At 62.1% G+C, this 25,037-nt stretch carries 25 protein-coding genes, 1 tRNA gene and 1 other RNA gene; 20 read left to right on the top strand and 7 right to left on the bottom strand.

Annotated elements, in window-relative coordinates:
• The 5 genes from J0M27_RS14890 to J0M27_RS14870 form a co-directional block, all read left to right on the top strand.
• Positions 1-533 (top strand): OmpA family protein (locus J0M27_RS14890; RefSeq protein ID WP_294993271.1); only part of this gene is annotated, 533 nt, incomplete at its 5' end.
• 81 nt (positions 534-614) lie between these two features.
• The gene (ubiG, locus tag J0M27_RS14885; RefSeq protein ID WP_294993268.1) at positions 615-1,322 is read left to right on the top strand and encodes a bifunctional 2-polyprenyl-6-hydroxyphenol methylase/3-demethylubiquinol 3-O-methyltransferase UbiG; all 708 of its coding nucleotides are present in this window, start codon (positions 615-617) and stop codon (positions 1,320-1,322) included.
• Positions 1,315-1,974: an HAD-IA family hydrolase gene (locus tag J0M27_RS14880; protein WP_294993265.1), complete on the top strand. Its 660-nt coding sequence runs from the start codon at positions 1,315-1,317 to the stop codon at positions 1,972-1,974. The genes ubiG and J0M27_RS14880 overlap by 8 nt, the downstream gene beginning before the upstream one ends.
• A 50-nt stretch (positions 1,975-2,024) precedes the next feature.
• Positions 2,025-2,386, top strand: a transfer-messenger RNA (tmRNA) gene (gene ssrA, locus J0M27_RS14875).
• Positions 2,387-2,551: 165 nt separating this feature from the next.
• Positions 2,552-3,766: an integrase arm-type DNA-binding domain-containing protein gene (locus J0M27_RS14870; protein ID WP_294993262.1), complete on the top strand. Its 1,215-nt coding sequence runs from the start codon at positions 2,552-2,554 to the stop codon at positions 3,764-3,766.
• A 30-nt stretch (positions 3,767-3,796) separates the two neighbouring features.
• Here the strand turns inward: J0M27_RS14870 and J0M27_RS14865 are convergent, their stop codons facing one another.
• From J0M27_RS14865 to J0M27_RS14845, 5 genes are all read right to left on the bottom strand, one after another.
• Positions 3,797-4,915: a site-specific integrase gene (locus J0M27_RS14865; RefSeq protein WP_294993259.1), complete on the bottom strand. Its 1,119-nt coding sequence runs from the start codon at positions 4,913-4,915 to the stop codon at positions 3,797-3,799.
• 54 nt (positions 4,916-4,969) lie between these two features.
• A complete protein-coding gene (locus J0M27_RS14860) occupies positions 4,970-5,440 on the bottom strand; it encodes a helix-turn-helix domain-containing protein (protein WP_294993256.1) in 471 nt (156 codons plus the stop codon).
• A gap of 20 nt (positions 5,441-5,460) precedes the next feature.
• Positions 5,461-5,709: an AlpA family phage regulatory protein gene (locus J0M27_RS14855; RefSeq protein ID WP_294993253.1), complete on the bottom strand. Its 249-nt coding sequence runs from the start codon at positions 5,707-5,709 to the stop codon at positions 5,461-5,463.
• A gap of 197 nt (positions 5,710-5,906) precedes the next feature.
• Positions 5,907-7,457, bottom strand: coding sequence for a hypothetical protein (locus J0M27_RS14850; RefSeq protein ID WP_294993251.1), 1,551 nt, complete (start codon positions 7,455-7,457; stop codon positions 5,907-5,909).
• A gap of 195 nt (positions 7,458-7,652) precedes the next feature.
• A complete protein-coding gene (locus J0M27_RS14845; RefSeq protein WP_294993249.1) occupies positions 7,653-8,033 on the bottom strand; it encodes a helix-turn-helix transcriptional regulator in 381 nt (126 codons plus the stop codon).
• 131 nt (positions 8,034-8,164) lie between these two features.
• Between J0M27_RS14845 and J0M27_RS14840 the strand changes: the two genes are divergently transcribed.
• The 6 genes from J0M27_RS14840 (at position 8,165) to J0M27_RS14815 (ending at position 14,808) form a co-directional block, all read left to right on the top strand.
• Positions 8,165-10,267: an N-6 DNA methylase gene (locus J0M27_RS14840; RefSeq protein ID WP_294993247.1), complete on the top strand. Its 2,103-nt coding sequence runs from the start codon at positions 8,165-8,167 to the stop codon at positions 10,265-10,267.
• Between the two features lie 5 nt (positions 10,268-10,272).
• Positions 10,273-11,649, top strand: a complete 1,377-nt coding sequence (locus J0M27_RS14835) for a hypothetical protein (RefSeq protein ID WP_294993245.1) — start codon at positions 10,273-10,275, stop codon at positions 11,647-11,649.
• A complete protein-coding gene (locus tag J0M27_RS14830) occupies positions 11,646-11,921 on the top strand; it encodes a hypothetical protein (protein WP_294993243.1) in 276 nt (91 codons plus the stop codon). Before J0M27_RS14835 ends, J0M27_RS14830 begins: the two co-directional genes overlap by 4 nt.
• Before the next feature lie 41 nt (positions 11,922-11,962).
• On the top strand, positions 11,963-12,259 hold the full coding sequence (locus J0M27_RS14825) for a hypothetical protein (protein WP_294993240.1): 297 nt from the start codon (positions 11,963-11,965) through the stop codon (positions 12,257-12,259).
• A gap of 106 nt (positions 12,260-12,365) precedes the next feature.
• On the top strand, positions 12,366-13,070 hold the full coding sequence (locus tag J0M27_RS14820) for a hypothetical protein (protein WP_294993237.1): 705 nt from the start codon (positions 12,366-12,368) through the stop codon (positions 13,068-13,070).
• Between the two features lie 7 nt (positions 13,071-13,077).
• Positions 13,078-14,808, top strand: coding sequence for an FHA domain-containing serine/threonine-protein kinase (locus J0M27_RS14815; protein WP_294993234.1), 1,731 nt, complete (start codon positions 13,078-13,080; stop codon positions 14,806-14,808).
• Between the two features lie 113 nt (positions 14,809-14,921).
• On the opposite strand, the gene J0M27_RS14810 is transcribed toward J0M27_RS14815, so the two are convergent.
• Positions 14,922-15,122 (bottom strand): hypothetical protein, encoded by a 201-nt coding sequence (locus J0M27_RS14810; protein WP_294993231.1) that lies wholly within the window; start codon positions 15,120-15,122, stop codon positions 14,922-14,924.
• A 1,100-nt stretch (positions 15,123-16,222) separates the two neighbouring features.
• Positions 16,223-16,298 (bottom strand) — tRNA-Thr (locus J0M27_RS14805).
• 101 nt (positions 16,299-16,399) lie between these two features.
• Here J0M27_RS14805 and J0M27_RS14800 point away from each other — a divergent pair.
• The 9 genes from J0M27_RS14800 (at position 16,400) to J0M27_RS14760 (ending at position 24,894) form a co-directional block, all read left to right on the top strand.
• Positions 16,400-17,890 (top strand): ATP-binding protein, encoded by a 1,491-nt coding sequence (locus J0M27_RS14800; protein ID WP_294993228.1) that lies wholly within the window; start codon positions 16,400-16,402, stop codon positions 17,888-17,890.
• 47 nt (positions 17,891-17,937) lie between these two features.
• Positions 17,938-18,579 (top strand): response regulator transcription factor, encoded by a 642-nt coding sequence (locus tag J0M27_RS14795; protein WP_294993224.1) that lies wholly within the window; start codon positions 17,938-17,940, stop codon positions 18,577-18,579.
• 152 nt (positions 18,580-18,731) lie between these two features.
• Positions 18,732-19,163, top strand: a complete 432-nt coding sequence (locus tag J0M27_RS14790) for a CBS domain-containing protein (RefSeq protein WP_294993222.1) — start codon at positions 18,732-18,734, stop codon at positions 19,161-19,163.
• Between the two features lie 16 nt (positions 19,164-19,179).
• Positions 19,180-19,398: a YdcH family protein gene (locus J0M27_RS14785; RefSeq protein WP_294993219.1), complete on the top strand. Its 219-nt coding sequence runs from the start codon at positions 19,180-19,182 to the stop codon at positions 19,396-19,398.
• Positions 19,399-19,407: 9 nt separating this feature from the next.
• Positions 19,408-20,691 carry an O-acetylhomoserine aminocarboxypropyltransferase gene (locus J0M27_RS14780; RefSeq protein WP_294993216.1) on the top strand — a complete coding sequence of 428 codons (1,284 nt, stop codon included), beginning with the start codon at positions 19,408-19,410 and terminating at the stop codon, positions 20,689-20,691.
• 13 nt (positions 20,692-20,704) lie between these two features.
• On the top strand, positions 20,705-21,508 hold the full coding sequence (locus tag J0M27_RS14775) for an alpha/beta hydrolase (protein ID WP_294993214.1): 804 nt from the start codon (positions 20,705-20,707) through the stop codon (positions 21,506-21,508).
• The gene (locus J0M27_RS14770; RefSeq protein WP_294993211.1) at positions 21,505-22,269 is read left to right on the top strand and encodes a DUF2189 domain-containing protein; all 765 of its coding nucleotides are present in this window, start codon (positions 21,505-21,507) and stop codon (positions 22,267-22,269) included. The genes J0M27_RS14775 and J0M27_RS14770 overlap by 4 nt, the downstream gene beginning before the upstream one ends.
• Before the next feature lie 16 nt (positions 22,270-22,285).
• Entirely contained in the window at positions 22,286-22,945 is a 660-nt protein-coding gene (locus J0M27_RS14765) for a lysoplasmalogenase (RefSeq protein WP_294993208.1), read from the top strand.
• 320 nt (positions 22,946-23,265) lie between these two features.
• A complete protein-coding gene (locus J0M27_RS14760; RefSeq protein WP_294993206.1) occupies positions 23,266-24,894 on the top strand; it encodes an NAD(P)/FAD-dependent oxidoreductase in 1,629 nt (542 codons plus the stop codon).
• Positions 24,895-25,037 lie beyond the last annotated feature (143 nt).

Here is a 25,037-nt window from a genome sequence, read left to right as displayed (position 1 = left end):
CCCTGAGCGGCTTCGGCCTGTGCTGGCGGACCGGCTACTGGACCCCGGCGGCTGCCGCCAAGGATCCGGCCGGCTGCCAGTGCGACAAGGACCTGCTGCCGAAGGAAGTCTGCGAACCGCCGGCTCCTGCCCCGGTCGCCGGACCGAAGCCCACCGGTGAAAAGATCACCGTTGCCGCCGACGCCCTGTTCGACTTCAACAAGGCCGATCTGCGCGCCGAAGGCAAGGCCAAGCTGGACAAGCTCTCCGCCGATATCAAGGGCATCAAGCTTGAAGTCATCATCGCCGTCGGTCACGCCGACCGCTTCGGCACCGATGCCTACAACCTGAAGCTCTCCGAGAAACGCGCGGAAGCGGTCAAGGCCTATCTGGTGAGCAAGGGCGTCGAACCGAACCGGGTCTATACCGAAGGCAAGGGCAAGAAGCAGCCGATCACCAAGGCCGACCAGTGCAAGGGGCCGAAGAGCAAGAAGGTCGTTGACTGCCTGCAACCCGATCGTCGCGTCGAGATCGAAGTCATCGGTACCAAGTAATACCGAGCAGCTCCCGAAAAAGCCCTGCCCTGCAGGGCTTTTTCATTTTGCCCACGCCATCCGAACATCGCATACCCGGACATGAGCACAGCCAGCAACGCCGATCCACGTGAAATCGACAAGTTCAGTGAAACCGCCCATCGCTGGTGGGATCCGAACTCGGAGTTCCGCCCCCTGCACGACATCAATCCGGCGCGCGTGGCGTGGATCGACGGGCATGCCAACCTCAAAGGCAAGCGCGTGCTCGATGTCGGATGCGGCGGCGGACTCCTCAGTGAAGGCATGGCAGCGCTGGGGGCCCAGGTCACCGGGATCGACCTGTCGGAAAAGGCGCTAGGAATCGCCCGCCTGCACCTCTACGAAAGCGGGCATGCGGTCGATTACTGCCTGATCGCCGCCGAAACCATGGCTGACGAGAATCCGGCCGGTTTCGATGTCGTCACCTGCCTCGAAATGCTGGAGCATGTGCCGGATCCTGCCAGTACCGTGAGCGCCTGCGCCCGCCTGGTGAAGCCTGGTGGACAGGTATTCCTGTCCACGCTCAACCGCAATACCAAGGCCTATTTGTTCGCTGTAATCGGCGCCGAGTATGTGTTCAACCTGATTCCGCGCGGCACCCACGACTACACCCGATTCCTCAAGCCCGGCGAATTGGCACGCCTGTGTCGGAATGCAGGACTGGAAGTACTGGATATCACCGGCCTGCGCTACAACCCCTTCAGCCGCCAAGGCGTGATCGGTGGCGATACCGACATCAATTACCTCATACGGGCGCGGCGCAGTGCTTGAAGCCGTACTCTTCGACCTTGACGGGACGCTGGCGGACACCGCTCCCGACCTTGGCGGAGCGCTAAACCAGCTGTTGCACGAACAGGGACACCCGCCGCTATCGATGGAAAAGCTTCGGCCGCACGTATCCTCCGGCGCACGCGGCATGATCGGCGCCGGTTTGGGAATTGCACCGACCGATCCCGGCTACTCCGATCTGCAGCAGCGTTTCCTGGGGATTTACCAGGAGGCGCTCTGCGTCGGTACCCGCCTGTTCGACGGCATGGCGGAGCATCTCGACGAACTCGATGCCCGTGCGATCCCCTGGGGCATCGTGACCAACAAGTCGCAGCGGTTCGCAATCCCGCTCATCGAAGGCCTCGGCTTGCGCCAGCGCTGCATCTGCGTCGTCTGTGGCGACAGCGCCCGGCGCGCCAAGCCTCATGCCCACCCGATGCACCTGGCCAGCGCCGTGATGGGAATTTCAGCATCCCGATGCGTCTACGTGGGCGACGACGAGCGCGATGTCGCCTCGGGACGCGCGGCGGGCATGACCACCGTGGTCGCCGGATGGGGCTATCTTGGCGACGGCAAGCCGCCGGCAGACTGGGGAGCCGACGCGATAGCCCGAACACCCGGCGAAATTCTCGGCCTCACCGCCGTGACGCGTTAGAATCGCGCTTGCAACACGCGTGTCCGGCCTCATCTGATACGCAACATCCAGGGGGCGACATGGCTTCGACATGGGTGACAAAGCATGCAGGGCATACCGAGGATCCGGGTACCTCGTAAATCCATCTGGAAAGCACTAACTGCCAACGACGAGCGTTTCGCTCTAGCCGCTTAATTGCGGCTGGCTCCTGAACTGGTTTGCATCTGGACCAGGCAACGCAAGTTGCATCAGGATCATTAACAGATGCTAAGGCTGTGCAGGGTCGCGATGCACGGTTCGAAAATCCAGCGAATCGCCTGAAGCCAGCCTGTCCGTCGGCGGGTAGCGGGTTAAATCAAACGGCGAGACTAAGTATGTAGAACTGCCTGTGGCGCGCTTATGGACGCGGGTTCAATTCCCGCCGCCTCCACCATTTAATGATACAAAGCAATCCAGCAACATCCTTAAAACCCGCCAAGTGCGGGTTTTTTATTGACTTTAGCGTCCAGCAAGGGGTAACATTGTCCCGTAGCATCCAGCTTTAGACAGGGGTAACTCTTAGGGGTAACCCCGAAACCTCAGATGGAGTTACCCCACAATGGCCCTGACCGATACCGCAGTCCGCAACACCAAGCCCGGCGCGAAGCCAGTCAAGCTGTTTGACGAGCGCGGCCTGTTCCTTCTGGTTACCCCTGCCGGGGGTAAGTGGTGGCGACTTCGCTACAAATTCGACGGCAAGGAAAAGCTGCTCTCCCTCGGCGTCTATCCGGATGTCGGATTGAAGGACGCCAGAACCCGGCGCGACGATGCCCGGAAACTGCTGGCCGATGACATCGACCCCGGCGAACACCGGAAGGCCACCAAGGCGACCAAGGTGGAACGCGCCGCGAACAGTTTTGAAGTCGTAGCGCGGGAGTGGTACGGGAAGTATTCCCCCAACTGGGCAGAACATCACGGCGACCGCATCCTGCGGCGCTTCGAGCGCGATATTTTTCCGTGGATCGGTGGCCGACCCATTGCCGAAATCAAGGCCCCGGAACTGCTGGCCGTGGTGCGCCGAATCGAGAACCGGGGGGCGCTCGAAACCGCGCACCGGGCGCTGGCCAACTGCGGGCAGGTATTCCGCTATGCCATCGCAACCGGGCGCGCGGAACGGGACATTGCACCGGACCTGCGCGGCGCCCTGCCCCCGGTCAAAGCCGAAAACTTCGCGGCAGTGACTGATCCGTCAAAGGCAGCAGAACTGCTGCGCACCCTTGACGGCTACCAGGGCACCCTGACAGTCGCCTGCGCCCTGCGTCTTGCGCCCTTGGTATTCGTGCGCCCCGGCGAACTGCGCAAAGCGGTATGGGCCGATATTGATCTCGACGCCGCCGAATGGCGGTATCACGTCACGAAAACCGACAGCGAGCATATCGTCCCGCTGGCGACGCAAGCCGTCGCGATCCTGCGGGAACTCCATGCACTGACTGGCACCGGAACCTATGTCTTTCCCGGCGCGCGAACCAACGGCCGACCTATGAGCGATAACGCGATCCTCGCTGCCATGCGGCGCCTGGGTATCGCCAAGGATGAAATGAGCGGGCACGGCTTCCGGGCGATGGCGCGGACCATTCTCGACGAAGTGCTGGGCGTGCGCCCTGACCTGATCGAGCACCAGTTAGCCCATGCCGTGAAAGACCCGAACGGACGCGCCTACAACCGCACCGCTCACCTTCCCGAACGGAAGAAGATGATGCAGCAATGGGCGGACTATCTCGACAAGCTGAAGGCTGGGGCCGAAGTGATCCCGCTCCACGGTAACGCGGCGTAGTCGGCGCCGTGTTGCCAGCGCCGACTCTTGCTACTCAACGAATCTATGCACGTCCGCGCTGGACTCGCGCAATTCACGCATCAGCGCCTTCGCGAGCACTCTCATGTCCGTCTGCGCGGCGAGCTTTGGCGTTGCCAACCCACGAATGATCGCGCCTTGGCGCGCGCTCTCGACCTGCCCGTAACTCAAGAAAGTCGTCAGCACCTTTTCATGCCCCAGGTTCTGGCTCCATGCCTTGAACTCTTCAGGCGTCTTGCAGACCGACTGGCCAAGCCGGACAAGCGTGTTCCGAAAGCTGTGCGGGTTGAAGTAAGGCAGGCCAGCGCTATTGAAGGCGCTGCGGAATATCTCGCGGATTCTGGCGGCGCTGCTCCAATGGGACCGTTCCAGGCCGACCACCTCGAACTGGCGCGATTCCCCCAAGGCAATACGTGTCGCCGGAAACAATGGATCGTCATTGCCCCAAAGCATTTCCTCCCGCAGAAACGTCACCCATTCCTCGACGATTCGCAGAATTTCGTCTCCGACCGGGAAAAAGTAGGTCGTGAATGTCTTGCTGAACTTTGTCCGCACCTCGCGCGCATCCTGATTGACGCAGCCAGCAGCCAGATCGACGTGCTTCAGTTTCAATGACGCGATGGCGCTGTCGCGTGCGCCGGTCGCAATCGTGAACGCGATCAGCGCACGGTTCCGCCGCTCGATCTCGCTGCCGCCCGGCATCATGGCGATGACGTGTTTCACCTGGTCCAGCGTCGGCCCGGTTTGTTCCCGCCTTGCCGTGGCAATGCGCACATCCTTTTCCGACAGGTTGAAATAGTCGGCGTCGGAATACTGAAGGCGTGACTTGTAGCCGGGTTGCCCGGCGAGCCAGTGGAAGAAGGCTTTCAAATGCGCAAGGGTGGCATGCAGGGTTGCCTTGCTCAGCTTCTCGCCGGTCTGCTGGTTCCGCTGGTCGGCCAAATGCTTCTTGAACGCAATCGCCAGTTCGGAATGAAACTTCCTGAAGTCGCGGTATTTGCTATCGGCCTCGAAGCGGGCCAGCGCTTTCGCTACCGCGTCGACCGTCGGTTCGCTATGGCGTCGGGCTTCCTTCAAATAGGCAAAGTACCTGCGCTTGATTCGCTCGTTGTCGGGGTTGTGCGTCGTCATGGCCTGAACTTCCCGTCGTCGTCGTCGTTGTGAATTGTCATGGTCCGCGGCTCCCTATCTGAAGTCACGGTTCACGGAGAGGTTGGCGCTATCGTCTATGTGTCGCAGTGCCTGCGGAAACGCGATGTCCAAATCGCCGCAAATCTGGTCCAGTCTGGCCAGGCTGACACGCCGGTAAATGATCGTCTGGCAATCCGGACAGATCGCGACCAGGTTCCCTGTCGTCTCGGTAATGGCCGAGTAGTCGGCCATGTTCCCGGCCGGCGCTCTCGGCACTCGGCAGCGGACGCAGTAGATTTCGCCTGCCTGGCATGGGCGCTTGTTCCTCATCCGCCGTGCCTGAAGGAAGGCAAGCAGATCCCGGCCGAGGATCAGCATCGGTCGTCGATCATCACTTGTCGGGAGCCCCCGCTTGATCCACTCGCGCACCGTGTTCCTGTGGATGGAATACAGGCTGGCGACCTCGTCCACGGTGTAATTGCGATGGATTTTGGCGAGGCGTGGGTTTGGGTGGCGCTTGCCCATGGATCAGCGCGTCCCGAAACTCAGCCGCCGTGTTTGGCGCGAGCCGGCGCAGCGCTGGCGTTCTCCTGTCGCTGACTTGCGCTTTCCCGAATGCGCCGTTCCTGCCAAGCCGCCACGGAAATCGAATCCCACGCCACAGCCCGCGCGCCAAGAGTGACGGGGGCCGGAAACTCGCCCCGCCGTATCGCCTCGTAAATCCAGCTACGGGACATGCCGGTGACGGCCTTGACCTGCTTGAGGCGCAAAAACGATCGAAGTTGCTCAGCCATGTTCATTTCCCTACGAACAAGGCCGGGTGCTCCGCGTTGCTTGGTGGCCTTGTCCGTGCAATTGAGGATTGCAGCGGATCACCTGGCAGGCACTTTGCGTGGGCAAAAATTTAGGCGGAAGCTTTTGGCGGGTCGCTTTACGTCCGTCGAATCAATGAGTTATTTGGGCAGTTTTAGGTACTTGGGCAACCGGCCACTTACCACTGCTTACGAATCCTGCGGAGGACTGTGTCAATAGTCATCCCAAGCTCGGCAGCCAAGAGCTTGGCCACCTTATCCCGTGTGACTGGCCGCTTTGTCTCTTCCATTTTCTGAGCAGCGATCTGGTTTGCTCGTTCCTGCATCTGCAAGTCATGATTCAGATGCCCTTTGGATTTTGGAGCAGCGGGCGGAACAGTGCTCTGACCTTTTCTAGACTTACCTTCCTCGACGTTTGCAAAGTCTTCTGCCTCAATCGCCTCAACATGTGCCAGCAGGAACAGCCCGCTTGCCAGGGGCGGAAAACCGGATTGCTCCGGGCAGGTGCCTTGAGTGCTTCCGAATATCGGGTGCGCATCCAGCAACCTCGATTCGGCAATCTTGGCGCGAATGAAGGCTTCTGCCTGCAAACCCGGTTGCCGGCTCCAACGTTCTATCAGCGTTTGGCCTGTGATGTAGCGATCCGTCGGCTCGAATTGGGCAATGTCTTCCGCGTTGAACCAGCAGGCCATCAGCGGCGACACGTAGTCAAAATCGTCGCCGTTGCCGAGGTCATAGTGGAATCGCGGCGGCGGATCGAGTTCATTGGCGTTCAGGTAGGCTGCGATCCCGCTATCCTTCGGCCCCATCCAAACCCAGGCCGCCAGCTCTTCCGGTGTCGCATCCAGTTGGCCGGCCAGCATCGCCATGGCCTTGGGGTAGGCGATATAGTCCGCGCCCATGGCGGGTGCCTCATTCGCGGCGGCGGACGGCTTTCGCGCCGGGGAATAGCTCCCGGATGCCTGCCGCTGCCTTTCATCCATACGGGCTAGTTCCTCCCGCATTTCTTTCAGCCGACCCTCTTTCAGCGCCAGATCATTTGCCGCAGGGGTAGCGGTCGCTTCCCATGTAGCGATCTGCGCTCTGACGGTACGTTTCCGCACCAAAAATTCCCACCAGGACCGGCGATCCTGCTCCATTGCCGGATCGTGCCGATAGTCCCGCTGGAGCGCAGCAGCGCGCCGTTGCGCAGGTGCAAGCGAGTCCCACGGCACCAGGATTTCCCGATCCACGCGGTAGCGCAGCGCGTCGGGGAGTTCAACCAGCGCCTGCTCGAACCACGGTTCCAGCGCAAGCGTCAGGCTCTCGAACGGCCCGCTCGTGGTCTTGTGCGGTCGCTCAGCCGCAGCCTTCGCCAACGCGATTCTCACTTCGTCGGCGAGGGCGTCGGGGAACTCGATCTTGGGTTGCTTCAGGCTGATGTACTGCGAAAGCCAGGTCAGGAAGCCGGCGGCATCCACATAGCGAAAGCCGTCGCGCTCGAACGTGATCGGCTTCGCAATACTCAACCGGGCGTCTCCAAAGGCGCCAATCAAGGTGCGCTCATTGGCCAGAACCCGTTTGCTGGTGGCGCGCAACTCCGGTTCCAGCGCCTGATCATCGTCGACGTAAAGCTGATACCCGGCTGCCAGACGAATAGCGTCTTTCAGCGGCCACCAGAGAAAGCCGTCGTCGGTAACGTTGAAGTAAGGCCAGTATTCGCGAAAGCTTGGTTTGACTGCATCAGACATTGCAGTACGTTACCGTATTTCGGCCGTGGGGCGATCATGCCCGCCGAGCCGATGAACATTCAACAAGCATCTCGATACGCTGCCCAATCGATAGGCGCTCAATGGCCAGACAGTCCGCCTCTCAGCAATTGGAAAGTCGGCGCTGGCAATACGGTGCGAAAGTTTTCCCGAATTCGTTTTTCGACTTGAACCGGATTACGGCTTGCTTGGCCGCTGTCGCCTGAGCAGCAACGCCATGAACTCGTCAGCAAGTTCGCGGTGTTCTGGCGTTAGTTTCGAGTACTTGCTCGCTGCAAGTGTGGCCGGCTGCAATTGACGCTTCCTGCCTGCTGTCTTCCCAGCAGTATCAGTAGCGGTTTCGGCGCGCAGATGCAATTCAGACACGGTTACCCCCAGAGCTGAAGCGATGCTTTCCAGAGTTTCTGGCGAGTAGCCCTGAGTTCCCCGCTCGATGCGAGAGAGATTGCTGGCGTTCGTATCGGCGGCGAAGGCGACTTCCTCCAGCGTGGCGTTGCGCGCTTCCCTGATCTCTCGGATGACTTGCCCAATGTGCATGAGCTGAATGTTGGTATGCATTGACGCCTCGCGCAAAGCGCGACACGTCAATTAGAATGACTCCACACGTCAAGTCTTTGTCATGTATGGCTGGCGTCATTGTTAGAAATCCAACAGGGAGTCAGCCAATGTCAGGTGTGGTGGAAGCACGAGTGGGGCAAACGACTACCAAGTCCTATCTTGAACGAGCGCTTGAAGACGGCCATGCCAAGATTACCGGCGATGGCAAGACCCAGCGCATTCATTACATCGAGGCAAGTCACTCCGAGCGGTATTCCGACCCCGAGGAAAAGGTTCGCGCCGAGTTCTGGGCCGAACTGATCTACAAGTACGAATACAAGCCCGAGCGCATGCGTTTCGAGGTGAAGGTGCCGCGCCGCACGCCGCATGATCTTGCCGACATCGTGATCTATGCAGACAAGGACGACGAACTGAAATCGCCTTGGTTTGTCTTCGAGTGCAAGCGCGCCGACGTGAGCGACGCCGAGTTTGCCCAGGCCATCGAACAAGCCTGCGGCAATCGCGCCAGCTTGGGAGCGACCTATGCCGGCACCGTCGCCGGCCTGACCCGCCGTCTTTTGCGCTTCGACAAATTTCCGGCGGGCGAGCGCAACAAGAACCATATCGCCGATATTCCCGTGCGCTACGGCAAGCCGCCCGAATGGCGTTTCTACAAGGGTGGTTTCCGCATCGAGAAGGGCGCGCACGTTCCCGCTTCCGATCTGCCCGCGATTCCGCGTGAAGAACTCCGCTCCGCCATTCGCAAGTGCCACCAATCCCTGTGGGAGGGCGGGCGGCGTAGCCCCATTGCCGCTTTCGGCGAATTCTGCAAGCTCATCTTCGTTAAGCATCGCGACGAGAAAAACCCCGACCGCGAGGACGGCAACCCCTACGCCTTCCAGCGCGGCGATGAAACCGACGAACAACTCGCGGCGCGCATTCATCGGCTCTACGACGACGAGAAAAGCGCCGACCCGACCGTATTCGAGGGCAAGATCAATATCGATCCGCCCATCCTCGCGCAGTGCGTGGAGCACCTGCAAGGCATCTCGCTGGATCGAACCGAACTGGACACCAAGGGCGTCGCCTTCGAGGAATTCATGGGCGGCTTCTTCAAGGGAGATTTCGGCCAGTTCTTCACGCCGCGCGAACTCATTGCTTTCTCGATTGAAGTGCTCAACCCCGACCGTAAACATCTGACGCTCGACCCGGCCTGCGGATCAGGCGGCTTCCTGCTTTACGCTCTCGACCATGTGCGCCGCGAGGCCAACCGCAAGAAGAAGCGCGGCACCATTGAACACTTCCGCTTCTGGCACGACTTCGCCGAGAAAAACCTGTTCGGTCTGGAGATCAATGAAGAACTTGCGCGCGTCGCCAAGATGAACATGATCATCCACGACGACGGCCATACCAACATCGTCGGCCACGACGCGCTGGACTTCTTCGAGCGGCCCATGTCCGCCGACGGCAAGCCGTTGGGGCCGAACCGCGACTACATTCTCGACAAGAATAAGGGTCTCAAGCCCGGCAGCTTCGACCTCGTTTTCACCAATCCGCCTTTTGGTTCCGTGATCAAGCGCACTGAAAAAGCGGAAGGCTACCTCGAACAATTCGAGCTGCGAAATTTCCTTTCCAAGAGCGCCACCGGCAGCGAACCCGACGAATCGAGTCAAGGCGAGCAGGACGCCAAGCGCGGCGCCAAAGCGGTAAAAGACCGCACCAGCATCAAGACCGAAATCCTGTTTCTGGAGCGGGTGCATTCCTTCCTCAAGCCCGGTACGGGACGCGTCGCCATCGTCCTGCCCGACGGCATCCTCACCAATTCCTCGCTGCAAGGAGTGCGCGACTGGCTGCTGGCGCACTTTCAACTATTGGCCGTGGTTTCCCTGCCGCAGTTCGCCTTCTCCCACTACGACGCCGGGGTAAAGGCCAGTATCGTTTTCATGCGCCGCCTGGCCGAGGGCGAAATCGTCCCCGACGACGCGCCTATTTTCATGGCACTGGCCGAAAACATCGGTTACGACGCCACCGGGCGCAATACCTTTGCGGTTACGCCAGTAAGCGAAACGCCGGAGAAGGAAAAGATCGAAATCCTGAGTAGCGACCTGTTCGATTACCGTGTCACTTATGAATGGAGCACGACCAATCCGAAGAAACCGGGCTGGAGCGAGCGACACCGCGAGATCATCCCTGACACCGGACTCGTCGCGCAGTGGCGCGCATTCCAAGAGGACCCGACGCCTTTTTTCGTCTGAGCCCCGTGGCTGACGGCGAACCGGAATGGTTCGCGCTGCAACGGGGCGAAGTTAAATGGCGACTTGATCCCCACTTCCATCGCCCTCGGTTCAGCCACCTATTGCACAGGCTGGAGAAGCTTGGTGCTTCAAGACTCGGGAGATTGATAGATCGATCTGGTGAAGTGTGGGATCAGAAGGATGGCCGATTCCAGACCGAATTTCCTTACATCGAAATATCGGCGGTTGGTTTGGGTAACGACGAATATTCGATAGCAGTAGTGGAGACGAATAAAGCCCCAAGCCGCGCACGTCAAGTTGTTCGTGCTGACGATATTTTGGTTTCGCTAACCCGGCCACATAGAGGCGCAATCGCTGGTGTCCGTGCTGTCGATGATGGCGCGATAGCGTCCACCGGCTTTTGCGTGCTGCGGCATCTCCAAGATACGCGGGTATCGAAGAAGTACGTCATGCTTGCGCTTAGTTCGTCTATCGGACTCGGCCAGATGCTCATGCGGAGTAGTGGCGGCAACTATCCGGCCATTACCGAAGACGAGTTAGCAAACGTCCTCATACCAATACCTGCGACGGCTAGATTGCAGAACGATTTGGTTGCAGCGATGGACACGGCGCGAGCAGCGCGGTTGACCAAATTGGCACAAGCCGACGCACTGCTCGCCGGTCTCGACGACTACCTCCTCGCCACCCTCGGCTTGACCCGTCCGCCCAAGGATGAGCGCAAGGTTTTTGCAGTTCCATTGATTGACCTTGGCACTCAGGCGCGGCTCAATGCCGACTACTTCCACCCGGAACGGATTCTGGCAATCCGCGCCCTTGCAGACACTACGCAACAACTGAATTGCCCACGACTGGAGCAGGTCGTCGATTTCATCCGTGACCAGATACGAGCACCTGGCCCCAACTACCTCAGCCTCGCCAATGTACAAAGCAACACCGGCGAACTTGTGGCAACGGATGAAGACGTAACCGGGGCATGTTCCGTATTCCAGCGCGGCGACGTGCTGTTTGCGCGCCTTCGGCCATATCTCAACAAGGTTCATGTAACAGAGAGCGATGGGTGTTGCTCGCCAGAGTTTCACGTTCTGCGCGCCAAGAACAATGAAACTCTTCGGCCTGATTACCTCGCCGCCATCCTTCGCAGTCGCCTTACCCTTGCCCAAACCCGGCACATGATGACCGGCAACACCCATCCACGCCTCACTAACGAGGATGTTGTGACCCTCGTGATTCCGGTGCCAAAGCCTGTCGTGCAAGAAGCCATCGCCGCCGAAGCCCGCCGCCGTCGCGACGAAGCCCGCCGTCTGCGTGCCGAGGCTGATTCCGGCTGGCAGGCCGCGAAACTCTGGTTCGAGGAACAATTGCTGGGGCCGGCGCAGCCATGATTTTTGAGTTTCTTGTTGCCTACCAGCGGACGGACGACGCGGAGATCGTCGCCACTATTCGCGACTGCCTTGCCAAGGTGCTGGAAGATAACCTGAACGAGTTCGATGACGAAGCGGTCGAGCGCATGATCATCCCGCGACTGGAGCGGCTGGGTGATTACGTAGCGGACGTGGAAGGCAATGCACATCGCCGCGCGCAGTTGGGCTTCGCGCTCGATCTGCCGGAGGAAACCGAGAACATTGTTCCACAGGCTCGTCCCTTGCGCCAGTGATCGGCGATGAAGCGTCATGAGGCAAACGATTCGAGGTCGGCATGAATTGGTTTGAGCAAGTGAAGGTACTTCTGTTTCCGCCCGTCACGCGGCGCATGGCGCTGGACATTGCACGGCAGGCGCTCGCGCAGTCGGTGGCGTCTGAGCCGCTGATCTGCCACCCCAGAAAGCCGGCGGACTTCAACATCTATGCCGGCTTTCGGGAGCCCTGCTGGTGGGTTCAGGTGCCTTGGAACGACGACAGCGGCCAGCCCGTTCTTCGCAGCAGCCGCGTGATCGTAATCGGCCGGCAATCGGGGAAGATTCTCTACGACGGTTCAGCGGGCGACGAGGGATAGCTCACCCCATGAGCCTGCCGGCTGGGATCATGATTCCGTTGCGGCAGAACCTGACTTGATCGCCGTGCCGCGAGCGCCGACTATCCAACCAGAAAAGACTGACGCCATGACCGCCTGGACATTCCTGTATCTCTACCTTGCCGGTGCCGCGCTGGTGGCGCTGCGCATGGGCTGGCATATCCGCTACCGGCTGGACAAGTACGACCGGCGATTCGGCAATGTCGGCTCTACGTTCCGGTTCAATGTGATCCTCTGGCCGCTGTTTCTGCTGAGACTCGATGGGCTGCTTCATCCGACGTTCGCGCCAAACATCTGGAACGAAGGTCGCGCCGACGCCGAGCGTGAGTTGGATCGGCTGGAGGCCAATCTGCCACCTTGCGGCGCCTTCATTCGCTACGCGCCTGAGCACGACGAATCCGGGAAGTGCGACAGCAGGTTCGTTTTTGATGCCGCTGAAGTGCTGGCGATCATGGAAAAGCGCCTGGCCGAATTGCCGGCCACGGAGCATGGCCGCTATCCGGGAATACTCGACTGGCTGCGCGGGCGCGATTCCGCCCGACTCGATCCCGTTGAAGTTCCTGCGCCGTGGAATGGCTGGTTCCTCAATGTCGCCGTCGGCATGATGAATCGCGCGCTCGGGCAGGTCACCTGCGGCAAATGCCGAGAGGTCATTCCGCAGGACCGGATTTCCCTCGATACCGGGCCGACGAACATGGTGACATCGGGCTGGGCCTATAACGTCTGGCGTTGTCCGCAGGGGCACAAGCTGCTGACCAAGGACGCCATGCATTTCTTCATCCGCTCGGATTAGCCGCGCCGTGCAGCTTCCACTTCTTCCTCTCGACGACAAGTATCAGGTTGTCCGGTCGCTTGGCGAAGGCGGTTTCGGGCGAGTATGGCTCGCGGAGGACGTGTTGATTGCCGGGCGGCAGGTCGCGATCAAACAGCTCCGAAGCGATTCGCTTGGCAATGCCGAGTTGCTGATCGAGGAAATGCACCATTTGTCCTCGCTCGATCATCCGCACGTCGTCAAGTTCCTGCACCATTTTCAAGATGACGAGAATCTGTTTCTGGTCATGGAGTATTGCGCGGGCGGCAGCCTCGATGCGTTCGCGCGCAGGCGCGCGCTGGCACCGGACAAGGTGTTCGCCTGGGGCAAGACCCTGACCGATACCCTGGCCGAAGTTCATCGGCATAGTATCGTCCATCACGACATCAAGCCGCAAAACCTGTTGCTTACCGAAGACGGCCGGCTGAAGGTTGCCGATTTCGGCGTGGCCAACCGCAATTGGGGCACGCGAGCCTATATGGCGCCGGAACTTTCACTGGGCGAAGCGTCCAGCGACGACGCCCGCATCGATGTCTATGCCCTGGCTGTCACCATGCTGGAACTGCTGCTCGGCCGCAATCCCTTGCGCGACATTCCCGACAAAGAATTGTTGCGGGCAAAAATCCTGCACGAGTTCATCCCAACAACCCTAGACCGCTGGATTCAGGAGATCCTGCTGAAGGCCACTCATCCCACGCCGGAGCAGCGATTCCAGTCGATGGCGGATTTCTCGCAGGCCATTGAATCGCGTCACGTCCCGTACATCATTGATCGCAACAGACTGAAAGCGCATGGCCTTGCCGAGAAAGCCGGCAACATGATCGCGCGCAGGAAATGGGTGACCGCGAAGAGCTACATCGAGCATGCCCTGCTGCTGGCACCCGACTGCATTTCGGCGCTGGTGGTTGGCGGGCGCCTCGAACTGTTGATGCGGCGCACGGCGTATGCCAAGAATTTTTTCTCCGAGGCGGTTCGCATCAGTCCGCGCGTCAATCTACAGAAGGAACTCGGCTGGATCGCCTTGGAAGAAGGCAATCATGCCCAAGCGATTTCCATGCTGACCGACCACTTGCAACGGGAGGCGGCCGATTACGAGGCAAGCAACCTGCTGATCCAGTGCTTCTACGAAACTAGCCGCTACGAGCTTGGCGCGCGGTTGGCGGACGCAATCATGGCGCAGAAGGTGGCCAACGACTGTTTTGAGAATAACCAATTCCTGTGCCGGCTGTTGTTGGAGGAATGCTCGCCCGGCTTCTTGGCCGATCATGAAAAGGACAAGCTGACCAATCCTTTCATGCGGATGAATCTTGACATCGCCACGGAATCCCCCGCGAGTTGGACGCCCGACGACCGGCCGCCGCTGAAATCAAAACTGCTGTTTCAGGATTACCGATTCGGAACTCCTGAGAAACGCCGCAAGCCCCATACGCTGGTCTTCGATTGTGGTGATGGCTATACCTATACCTTTCAGACGCCACTCGTTACGCTTGGCCGCTACGCCTCGAACGACATACCGTTCAGCCAGAATGGCATCAGTCGTCGGCATGCGGTGATCGTCAATTTTCCCGGCGATGTCTGGATATACGACATGGGGAGCATGACGGGCATCGCCGTCGATGGCGTGCATGTGTCTGGCAAGGCGTTCCTCGATGGCGTTCATGGACTGAAGATCGGAACGAGGTCGATCAATGTGGTGACCGACGACGGATTGCTGGTTTAAGAGAAAGCGGTATGGTTCCTATAGGCATCGGCGCTTGAGCGGATCATGCCTGGTCCGGGTCACTACCCGCACGCCAGTCAAGTAGATTGCTCCAGGCAGCACTCAGCCTACACCTAGCCAGCCGGTGTCTTTTCGGTTGGCGTGTTCGAGGTCGAATTCATGAAATTCGTCTGCTGTTCCATGGTAATAGTTACGGGGTCGTCCGGAACTATCGAGGGCAAATCGTCCGGGATTTCCATTGCCAGATCGATCAGTTCCTGACCTGTTGTCGCCTGATTCACCCTGTCTATCCAGGCTTTCTCGTCCCACGCCATCGAACCACCTCCAGGAATCTCAAATACGATTCTCAGTGTAATGCAAAGGGCGACCGGTCAGCGGTCGTACCCAGCCACGATAAGGGTCGGTTATGTCTTGCATCCCATGCGGTCATCAGGGGGCCGCAAGCAGCCCGCCGGACTACCGCGTCGCGGACTGGACGCCCGCCAGCGCGCATGAAGCCGCGCCCTGGCTTCGTGCCTCCGATTGCCGCCGTCCCCTCCGGCACCGCCACCGCTGCGCCACTGCGCCGGCCAGCGGAAAGTCTGCTCGCCGGCTTGCGGCTTGCAGGCGGCTACCGTGTCGCGTGTTTCACCGCGCCGTCGCGCTGCGCGCCACGGCTTTGTCGCCCTCTTTATCGCCGTCCCGCCAGCGCCGACTTTTGCCCTTGGCTGGCCTTGTCCCGTACTGCCCGCTGCCTGCGCCGTCGGCGATAAAACTGCCCACGGCTTCGGCAGCTACGCTGGGGGGCTGCTCGACGTTCGCACTTCGTGGCCCGCAGCCGCTTAACTGCGTTGAAGCGGACGGCTGCGATGCCGGGTTGTGTCGGCCATGCAGAACCAGTCAGTTCGCTTCGCTCAACTGCACGTCGCCGGGCAGGGGTAAATCGCAAGCGATTCAACATAACCGCGCATTACCCAAAGCAGGCCAGTCGCTGCGCGAGGCTGCGCTTGGTGGCCTGCCGCTGCCGCGCCCTGCGGGTTCGGGTAATGGTCGGTTATGTCTTGCGCCCCAACCCGGACAAAGGCTATATCGGCGTCGCCATCGCGGCGTTGGGTTATTCGGGCGCTGCGCGCTGGGTGGTGTGGGCCGCTTCCGCGCCGACGGGCGCGCTTGCTTGCCGGCGTTGCCGGTGGTCAGTTGGTAGTGAAAGTCGGCGGTGGCGGCACGGCGAAAGAAGGGCAGCAGCCGCCTGGAAGGGGTAACTATGGGGGTAACTCGCAGAATAGAAAAGCGTAGAACGCCTATTCATATGGCTTTCGGCGAGCTATTCGGTTGACGCCGCCCCACTTAATCGGGACCGGATTCACCTCCGGTCCTTTTTTTCGACCCAGATTCCATGAAGACACAGCGCCTCCCGTTCGGGAGGCGCTTTGACTGGTGCCGGCAACCGGAATCGAACTGGTGACCTACCGCTTACAAGGCGGTTGCTCTACCATCTGAGCTATGCCGGCTCGGGCCGAATTATAGCGGAGCCGATCCGCATTAAACTCCGCCACCACCCCATCCGCCGTCGTCCATGATGACTCCTTCGCACTCCCGACAGCCCCTGAACTTGCTGATCATTGCCGACAACGACGACGCGGCGGCACACCTGCCGCCGGTGCTCGCCGCGGCGGGCAGAAGCGGCGAATTGCATCGCGTCGGCAGCGCGGCGGAATTGCTCAACGCGCTAAGCGAGCAACTCTGGGACGCGGCCCTCTACCTGCCCGGACCGCCGACCTTTTCCTTGCACGCGGCGCTGCGCGAAATCGAGTCGAGCGGCGTGGACCTGCCCCTGATCCTGGTCGCCGGCCCCGGCGACGATTGTCCGTTGCAGCCGGCGATGAAAGCGGGTGCGCGCGACGTGATCGAGGCGGATCGCCTGGAACGCCTGATTCCCGCGGTAGAGCGCGAGGTGCGCGAAGCGCGCCATCGTGCCGACCATCGGGCCGCACTGGAAATGCTCAATGAAAGCCAGGCGCGCTTCGACGCGCTGGCTTCCAACTTGCCAGGCATGCTGTTCCATTTGCGACGATGTGCGGAGGGCGGATATCGCTTCCTGTTCGTCAGCGAGGGCTGCCAAAAGCTCTTCGGCTTCAAGCAGCAACACCTTCTGACTTCCGCCGACAAACTGTTCGACGCTTTCGATGCCGAAAAGCGCCGGAGCCTGGAAGAGGCCTTGCGCGAATCGGCCGCGCGCGGAACGCTGCTCAATTGGGAGGGCCACACGCGGGGCCGCAGCCGGCAGAAATGGATCAATCTGAGGTCCACGCCGCATCGTTTCGATTCCGGAGTGGTGGAATGGCGCGGCATTGCCAGCAACATCACCGAAAGCAAGGAAAGCGAGGCCGAGTTGCGTGGCTCGCGCCAGCAGCTTGCCGAGCTTTCCACCCACCTCGAAGCCGCCAAGGAAGAGGAGCGGGAACGGATCTCGCGCGACATCCACGACGAACTTGGATCCATTCTGGTCTTCCTCAAGATCGAGGCGGCGCAGCTGGCAAGCAAGCTGCCCGAAGGCGCCGAACGCCTGCGCGAAAAGGCCCATTCGATCGAAAACCTGCTCGACCAGGCGATGAGCACGGCCAGTCGCGTGGCTCGCGAACTGCGCCCGGGAATACTGAAGGAATTCGGCCTGCCGGCCGCCATCGAATGCCAGGCCGAGGACTTCACCCAGCGCTTCGCGATTCCCTGCCGCGTGCAATGCGACGAAGACGCCATCGAACCCGACCCGGACACGTCGCTGGCGCTGTTCCGGATCGCGCAGGAGGCACTGACCAATGTCGCCAAGCATGCTCATGCTTCCCTGGTCGTGATGCGCTTGCGGCGCGAACGCGGTAACATCCTGCTCGAGATTCGGGACAACGGACGCGGGATTTCCGAGCAGGACATGCAGAAGCCCAGATCCTTTGGCCTGCGCGGGATTCGGGAGCGGGTTCTGAGCCTGGCCGGCGACTTTTCCATCAGGCCGGCGGAGCATGGTGGCACCCATATCATCCTGCGTGTCCCGGAACGTCGCGGCGTCGAAACCCCGGGCGAAGAAGACGTGCAACGCAACCTGTTCTAGTCATGGCCTGACGCCGTGCCTTCACCGAGAAACCAAGCTTCCTGACCATGGCCGACAAGATCCACGTCCTGATTGCCGATGACCACGCCATTGTGCGGCAGGGTCTCAAGCAGATCCTTTCCGATACGGAAGACCTCCTGGTGACGGGCGAAGCCGACGATGGCGTCGAGGCACTGAACCTGGCGCGGCAACAACCCTGGGATGTGTTCCTGCTCGACGTTTCGATGCCAAACCGCAACGGCATAGATACGCTGAAGCAGCTCAAGAAGGAGTTTCCGCGGCTGCCGGTCCTGATACTCAGCATGCATCCGGAAGAGCAATACGCGGTGCGCGCCCTGAAGGCAGGCGCCTCCGGCTACCTGACCAAACAAAGCGCGCCCGAGTTGCTGGTCACCGCGATCCGCCAGGTCGCCGCCGGGAAGAAGTACCTCAGCCCGGCCGTTGCCCAGCAGTTGGCCGACGCCATCTCCGACAGTTCCGACAAGTCGCCTCACGAGCGCATCACCGATCGCGAATATCAGGTACTGGTCTTGATCGCGGGTGGCAAGACGCTGACGCAGATCGCCGAAGCGCTCAACCTCGGCGTCGCTACCGTCAGTACTTATCGCGCGCGCCTTCTGGAAAAGATGGGCCTGAAAAGCACCGCCGAGCTTATCCGCTACGGGCTCGAACACGGCCTCGCCGAATGAGGCCGTGACGGTGGGGGATCATTGCCCGATGCGGACCACACCAAGCACGCAAACTGCTGCAAAATAGCCGCACCACGGTGCTGCGCACCGGCAGCCGCCACAGACAACAACCGGCCGGTCACCGGCCACCCGACGCGAGAGGATGAAACACCATGAAAACCCTGAAACAACTGCTCGGCGAGAAACCGCGTACACCGCTGTCGGTAGGCCCGGACGATTCGGTATTCACGGCCCTCGAACTCATGGCCAGGCACGACGTCGGCGCCCTCCTGGTGATGCGTGATGACGAACTCGTCGGCATCTTCAGCGAACGCGACTATGCGCGCAAGGTGATCCTGCTCGGCAAGTCTTCCAAGGAATTGTCGGTCAAGGAAATCATGACCGAGAAAGTGCTGCATGCCCTGCCCGAGCATACCGTCGCACAGGCCATGGCGCTGATGACCGAGAAGCACTTTCGCCACCTGCCCGTGCTCGATGGCGGCAAGCGGCTCGTCGGCATGGTATCGATCGGCGACCTGGTCAAGGAAACCATTTCCGAGCAGGCCTTCCTGATCCGGCAACTGGAACAGTACATCGCCAGTTGACCCGGACCCTGACGCGATGGCCGCCAACGACGCGCCGGAGACACCCGAAGCCCTGCGGGAAAGCCTTGTAGAACTGCGCGTCGAGCATCGGGACCTCGACGAGGCGATCGAACGGCTGACGGCGACGCCACCCGACGACGACCTTTTGGTGCGGCGCCTGAAAAAGCGCAAGCTGATGATCAAGGACCGCATCTCGGCACTTGAGCGCCTGCTGGATCCCGATGAATATGCATAGGCCTTTGGCATGACCTACAACTTTGACACTCTCGCCCTGCACGCGGGGCAAGTGCCGGACGAGCGCTTCGGCGCGCGGGCCACGCCGATCTACCTGACCACCTCCTTCGTCTTCAAGGATTCGGACCAGGCCGCCGCGCTGTTCAACATGGAACGCGCCGGCCACGTCTATTCGCGCATCTCGAATCCGACCAACGCGGTGCTCGAAGAGCGCATCGCCGCGCTGGAGGGCGGTGTCGGCGCGATCGCCGTGGCATCGGGGCAGGCGGCGCTGCACCTGGCCATCGCCACGCTGATGGGCGCCGGTGCCCACATCGTCGCCAGCCGCTCCCTTTATGGCGGCTCGCACAACCTGCTCGATTTCACCCTGCCCCGCTTCGGCATCCAGACCACCTTCGTCGACCCGCGCGACCTCGATGCGTGGCGCGCCGCGATCCGCCCGGAAACGCGGCTGCTGTTCGGCGAGACGCTGGGCAATCCCGGCCTCGACGTACTGGATGTCCCAGCCGTATCGGCATTGGCCCACGAACACGGCCTGCCACTGATGGTGGACAGCACCTTCACCACGCCCTGGCTGATGCGCCCCTTCGATCACGGCGCCGACCTGATCTTCCACTCCGCCACCAAGTTCCTCGGCGGCCACGGCGTCGCCATCGGCGGCCTCTTGGTCGATGGCGGCACCTTCGACTGGGACAGATCGGGAAAATTTCCGACCCTGACCGAACCCTACGCGGGTTTTCACGGCATGGATTTCAGCGAGGAATCCCCGATCGCCGCGTTCCTGCTACGCGCTCGGCGCGAGGGCCTGCGCGACTTCGGCGCCTGCATGAGCCCGATGACCGCCTTCCAGTTGCTGCAGGGCGTCGAAACCCTGCCGCTGCGCATGGAGCGCCACGTCGCCAATACCCGGCAGGCCGTCGCCCATCTCGTCAAGAGTGAAGCCGTCGGCCCGATAGCCTACCCGGAACTCGAAAGCCACCCGGACCACGCACTGGCGCAAAAGCTGCTGCCGCGCGGCGCGGGATCGGTATTCAGCTTCAACCTCAAGGGCGGTCGCGCCGCCGGCCGCAAGTTCATCGAGGCCTTGCGGGTGTTTTCGCACCTGGCCAACGTCGGCGATGCCAAGTCCCTGGTGATCCATCCAGCATCGACCACGCACTTCCGCATGTCCGATGACGCATTGGTCGCCGCCGGCATCCATCCGGGCACCATCCGCCTTTCGATCGGGCTGGAGGATGCCGGCGACCTGATCGAAGACCTGAACCGCGGCCTCGCTGCCGCCCTCAAAGCTTAGATGCGGGCCTGACATGGAACTCGAGATCAACGGCCAGCCGGCCTACGCCTACACCGGCGGCAAGGCGTTCGACGCATCACTGCCGACCGTCGTCTTCATCCACGGCGCGCAGAACGACCATAGCGTCTGGCTGCTGCAAAGCCGCTGGTTCGCCCACCATGGCTTCGGCGTGCTGGCCGTCGACCTGCCCGGCCACGGCCGCAGCAAGGGCAAGCCGCTACCGTCGATCGAGGACATCGCGGACTGGATCGAATTGCTGCTCGAAGAAGTCGGCGCTGGCGACACGGTGAAAACCGTGGCGCTGGTCGGCCACAGCATGGGCTCGCTGGCCGCCCTCGAATGCGCCGCACGCCACCCGGCGCGCATCGCGCGCATCGCGCTGTTCGGCACCGCGGTACCGATGCCGGTGTCGGAGGCCCTGCTCGACGCGGCGAAGAACGACGAACCCAGGGCGATTTCCATGATCAACACCTGGTCGCATTCACCGCGTGCCGCCATGGGCGGTTACGCCGTGCCGGGAATCTGGCATTTCGGCGCGGCGCTGCGCCTGGCCGAGCGCCAGAAGCCCGGCGTGCTGCACAACGACCTGGCGGCCTGCAATGCCTATGGGCACGGCATGGCGGCAGCGGCGGAGGTTGCCTGCCCGGTCCTGATCATCAGCGGCAGCCGGGACATGATGACCCATCCCAAGGCGGCGGCCAGGCTGGCCGCCGCGCTGCGTGACGTGCGCACGGTCAGCCTCGAAGGCGCCGGCCACGTCATCTCGGAGCAGCCCGACGCCATGCTCGATGCCCTGCGTTCCTTCATCGCCGCTTGAACACGCCGCAGCACGCCCCCTTTCCCGTGGTCCGCAGCGGCTTGCCGCTGTCGGCACCCTTCGAGTGGCTGCGCCGCGGCGCCGAAGACCTCCGGGCCTGCGGCATCGCCAGCCTGTTCTACGGCGTTTCCTTTGCGCTGGGTGGCGCCCTGCTCTGGCTGGCTTTCCGCCATGCCGTGCAACTGGTGACGGCCATCACCACCGGCTTCATGCTGGTCGGCCCCTTCTTCGCCATCGGCCTGTACGAACTCTCGCGCCGGCGCGAGGCGGGTGAAGCGCCCGACCTGCTGCCGACCCTTACGATCTGGCGCAGGAACCTCGCCGGCATGGGCATCTATTCCCTGATCCTGATCGTCATCTACCTGGTCTGGGCGCGCGCCTCGCTGGTGATGTTCGCGCTGTTCTACCATGGCGGCATGCCGACCCTGGAAAGTTTCATCGCCCAGATATCGAAATTCGACAATATCGAGTTCCTGCTCGCCTATGTCGCCGTCGGCGGTTTTTTTGCGGGTCTGGTGTTCGCGTTTTCGGTGGTCTCGATCCCCATGATGCTGGATCGCAACCAGGACACCGTCACGGCGATGCTGGGCAGCTTCCTCGCGCTGGTGCGCAACCTGCCCGTGATGCTGGTCTGGGGCGCGCTGATCGTGTTCCTTACCGCAATCGGCATCGCCACCGCGCTGGCCGGCCTGGTCGTCACCATGCCGCTGGTCGGCCATGCCACATGGCATGCCTACCGGGCATTGATCGAACCGGCATGATCCCCGTCGCGGCGAAATGAAAGCCGTCCTGCTCGTCGTCGTCGGCACGCTGGCGGCTTGCCTGTATCTGGTCGGCCTTGCGCTCGACATGTTCTGGCTCAAACTGCTGACCAAGCCATGGCCGGTGCTGGTCCTCGGGCTCGCGGTGTGGCAATCGGGCGAACCACGCGCCGGCCGCCTGATCGCCTGGGGCCTGTTCTTCGGCGCCGTCGGCGATACCTGCCTCGCGCTGCCCAACGCCTTCCTGCCCGGCATGATCGCCTTCGCCATCGGCCATGGCCTGTACATCACCGCCTTCCTGCGCTGGAACCGCGAACCGGCACTGGCGCTGCTGGTTCCGGTGACGCTGTTCTGCGCCATCGGCTTGGGCCTGATGCTGCCAGGCGCCGGCGCGCTTGCCGTGCCGCTGGCGATCTACGTGGTGGCGATCGGCGCCATGATCTGGCGCGCCGCCGCCTGTGCGCTGGAGCCGGATGGCGATATCCTCGCACGCTGGAGTGCCCTTGCCGGAGCGCTGCTGTTCGGGCTGTCGGATTTCCTGATCGGCATCCACCGCTTCCACCAATCGCTTCCCGCCGCAGCCTTCGTCATCATCGTCACTTACTGGATGGCCCAGGCGCTGATTGCCGCGGCTGCGATCCGGCGCGGCGTGGATCGGAACGCCAGAGTGCCGTAGCGCCAGCGCCGACTATTGCCGGCGCGGCACGTCAGGCAGCGTCCGGCACGGCGAGCGAGACGATCGCGAGCCCGGCAATGACACTGAGTCGGTGCGTGGTCGAAGCGTCTGCGGATTCGGGGTTTCCGGCGATCACGAAGCCTTCCACGGGAACGGTGCCGGCGAGTATTCGAGCTCGGTCAGGGACAGACGATCCGGTTATCCATGAAAATGCCGGCTGCGACCTCACCCGGCCAAAGCTCGCAACCCGGATCGCCGGCGTAGCCGCCCGGCGTCATGGATAGAATGTCGATTTAGCCGCCGACCGTGGCGACCACGCCATGCGCCTGACCGAACTCAAGCTGCCCCTTGACCACACCGACGCCGACCTGCGCTCGGCCGTGCTTGCACGCTTGGGCATCGCCGATGGCGACCTGGTCGGCTACTCGATCTTTCGCCGCAGCCACGACGCGCGCAAGCCCTCGGCGATCACCTTCATCTACACCCTCGATATCGAGTTGCGCAACGAAGAATCCGTGCTGGCGCGCCTGCGTGGCGACCGTCACGTCGGACCGACGCCGGACACCGCCTACCGTTTCGTCACCGCGCCACCGGCAACGCCGCCGACCCCGCGTCCGGTGGTGATCGGCACCGGGCCCTGCGGCCTCTTTGCCGGCCTGATCCTGGCGCAGATGGGCTTTCGTCCACTGATCCTGGAGCGCGGCAAGGCGGTGCGCGAACGCACCCAGGACACCTGGGGGCTGTGGCGCAAGGGGCAGCTCAACTCCGAGTCGAACGTGCAGTTCGGCGAGGGGGGCGCCGGCACCTTCTCCGACGGCAAGCTCTACAGCCAGATCAAGGACCCGCGGTTTCGCGGGCGCAAGGTGCTCACGGAATTCGTCAAGGCCGGGGCGCCGGCGGAAATCCTCTACGTCGCCAAGCCGCACATCGGCACCTTCAAGCTGGTCGGCATGGTCGAGAACATGCGCGCCGAAATCGAGTCGCTGGGCGGCGAAGTCCGCTTCGGCAGCCGGGTCGAGGACATCGACATCGATCATGGCCAGGTGCGCGGCCTGCGCCTGGCCAATGGCGAATTTCTCGTGGCCACCCATGTCGTGCTGGCGGTCGGCCACAGCGCGCGCGATACCTTCGCCATGCTCCATGCGCGCGGCGTGCATGTCGAGGCGAAGCCGTTTTCGATCGGACTGCGCATCGAGCATCCGCAATCCCTGATCGACCGCGCCCGCCTCGGAAAGAATGCCGGCAACCCGCTGCTCGGCGCGGCCGACTACAAGCTGGTACACCACTGCGCCAATGGCCGCTCGGCCTACAGTTTCTGCATGTGTCCCGGCGGCACGGTGGTGGCCGCCACCTCCGAGCCCGGCGGAGTGGTCACCAACGGCATGAGCCAGTATTCGCGCAACGAGCGCAACGCCAACAGCGCGCTCGTGGTCGGCGTCACTCCCGCCGACTTTCCCGGTGACGGCAGCGACCCGCTGGCCGGCATCGCCTTCCAGCGCCACTGGGAACGCCTCGCCTTCGAGGCCGGCGGCGGCGACTACAAGGCTCCGGTGCAGCGCGTCGGCGACTTCCTGGCCGGACGGGCATCGACCACCCTGGGCTCGGTGCTGCCCTCCTACACCCCAGGTGTCCGGCCCACCGACCTGGCGCGCTGCCTGCCCGACTACGTGGTTGCCGCGCTGCGCGAGTCGCTGCCCGCATTCGCTCGCGAAATCGCCGGTTTCGCCATGGAGGACGCCCTGCTGACCGGAGTCGAAACCCGCACTTCGTCGCCGATCCGCATCACCCGCGACGAAGGCTTCCAGAGCCTCAACACGCGCGGCCTCTTTCCGGCCGGCGAAGGCGCCGGCTACGCGGGCGGCATCCTGTCGGCGGCGGTCGACGGCATCCGGGTAGCCGAGGCGGTGGCATTAACGCTCATGACCCCGAGTGCCGTCGGCGGAAGATGAAACACGCGAAAACCTTAATTTGCCCGCCCCCCTTCCGCTGCGCGGCCCACGGTTGGCTTTGCACAGCCAACCGGCTGCGGCGGCGCGACGCATGCGTCGCGAATTCCCGCCTCGCCCCTCGCGGGGGGGGTATTGGCAGGCGC

Source organism: Sulfuritalea sp. (assembly GCF_017302275.1).
Taxonomy (GTDB): domain Bacteria; phylum Pseudomonadota; class Gammaproteobacteria; order Burkholderiales; family Rhodocyclaceae; genus Sulfuritalea.
Note: the sequence above shows the minus strand (reverse complement) of the source record. Positions and strands in the feature narration are given on the sequence as shown.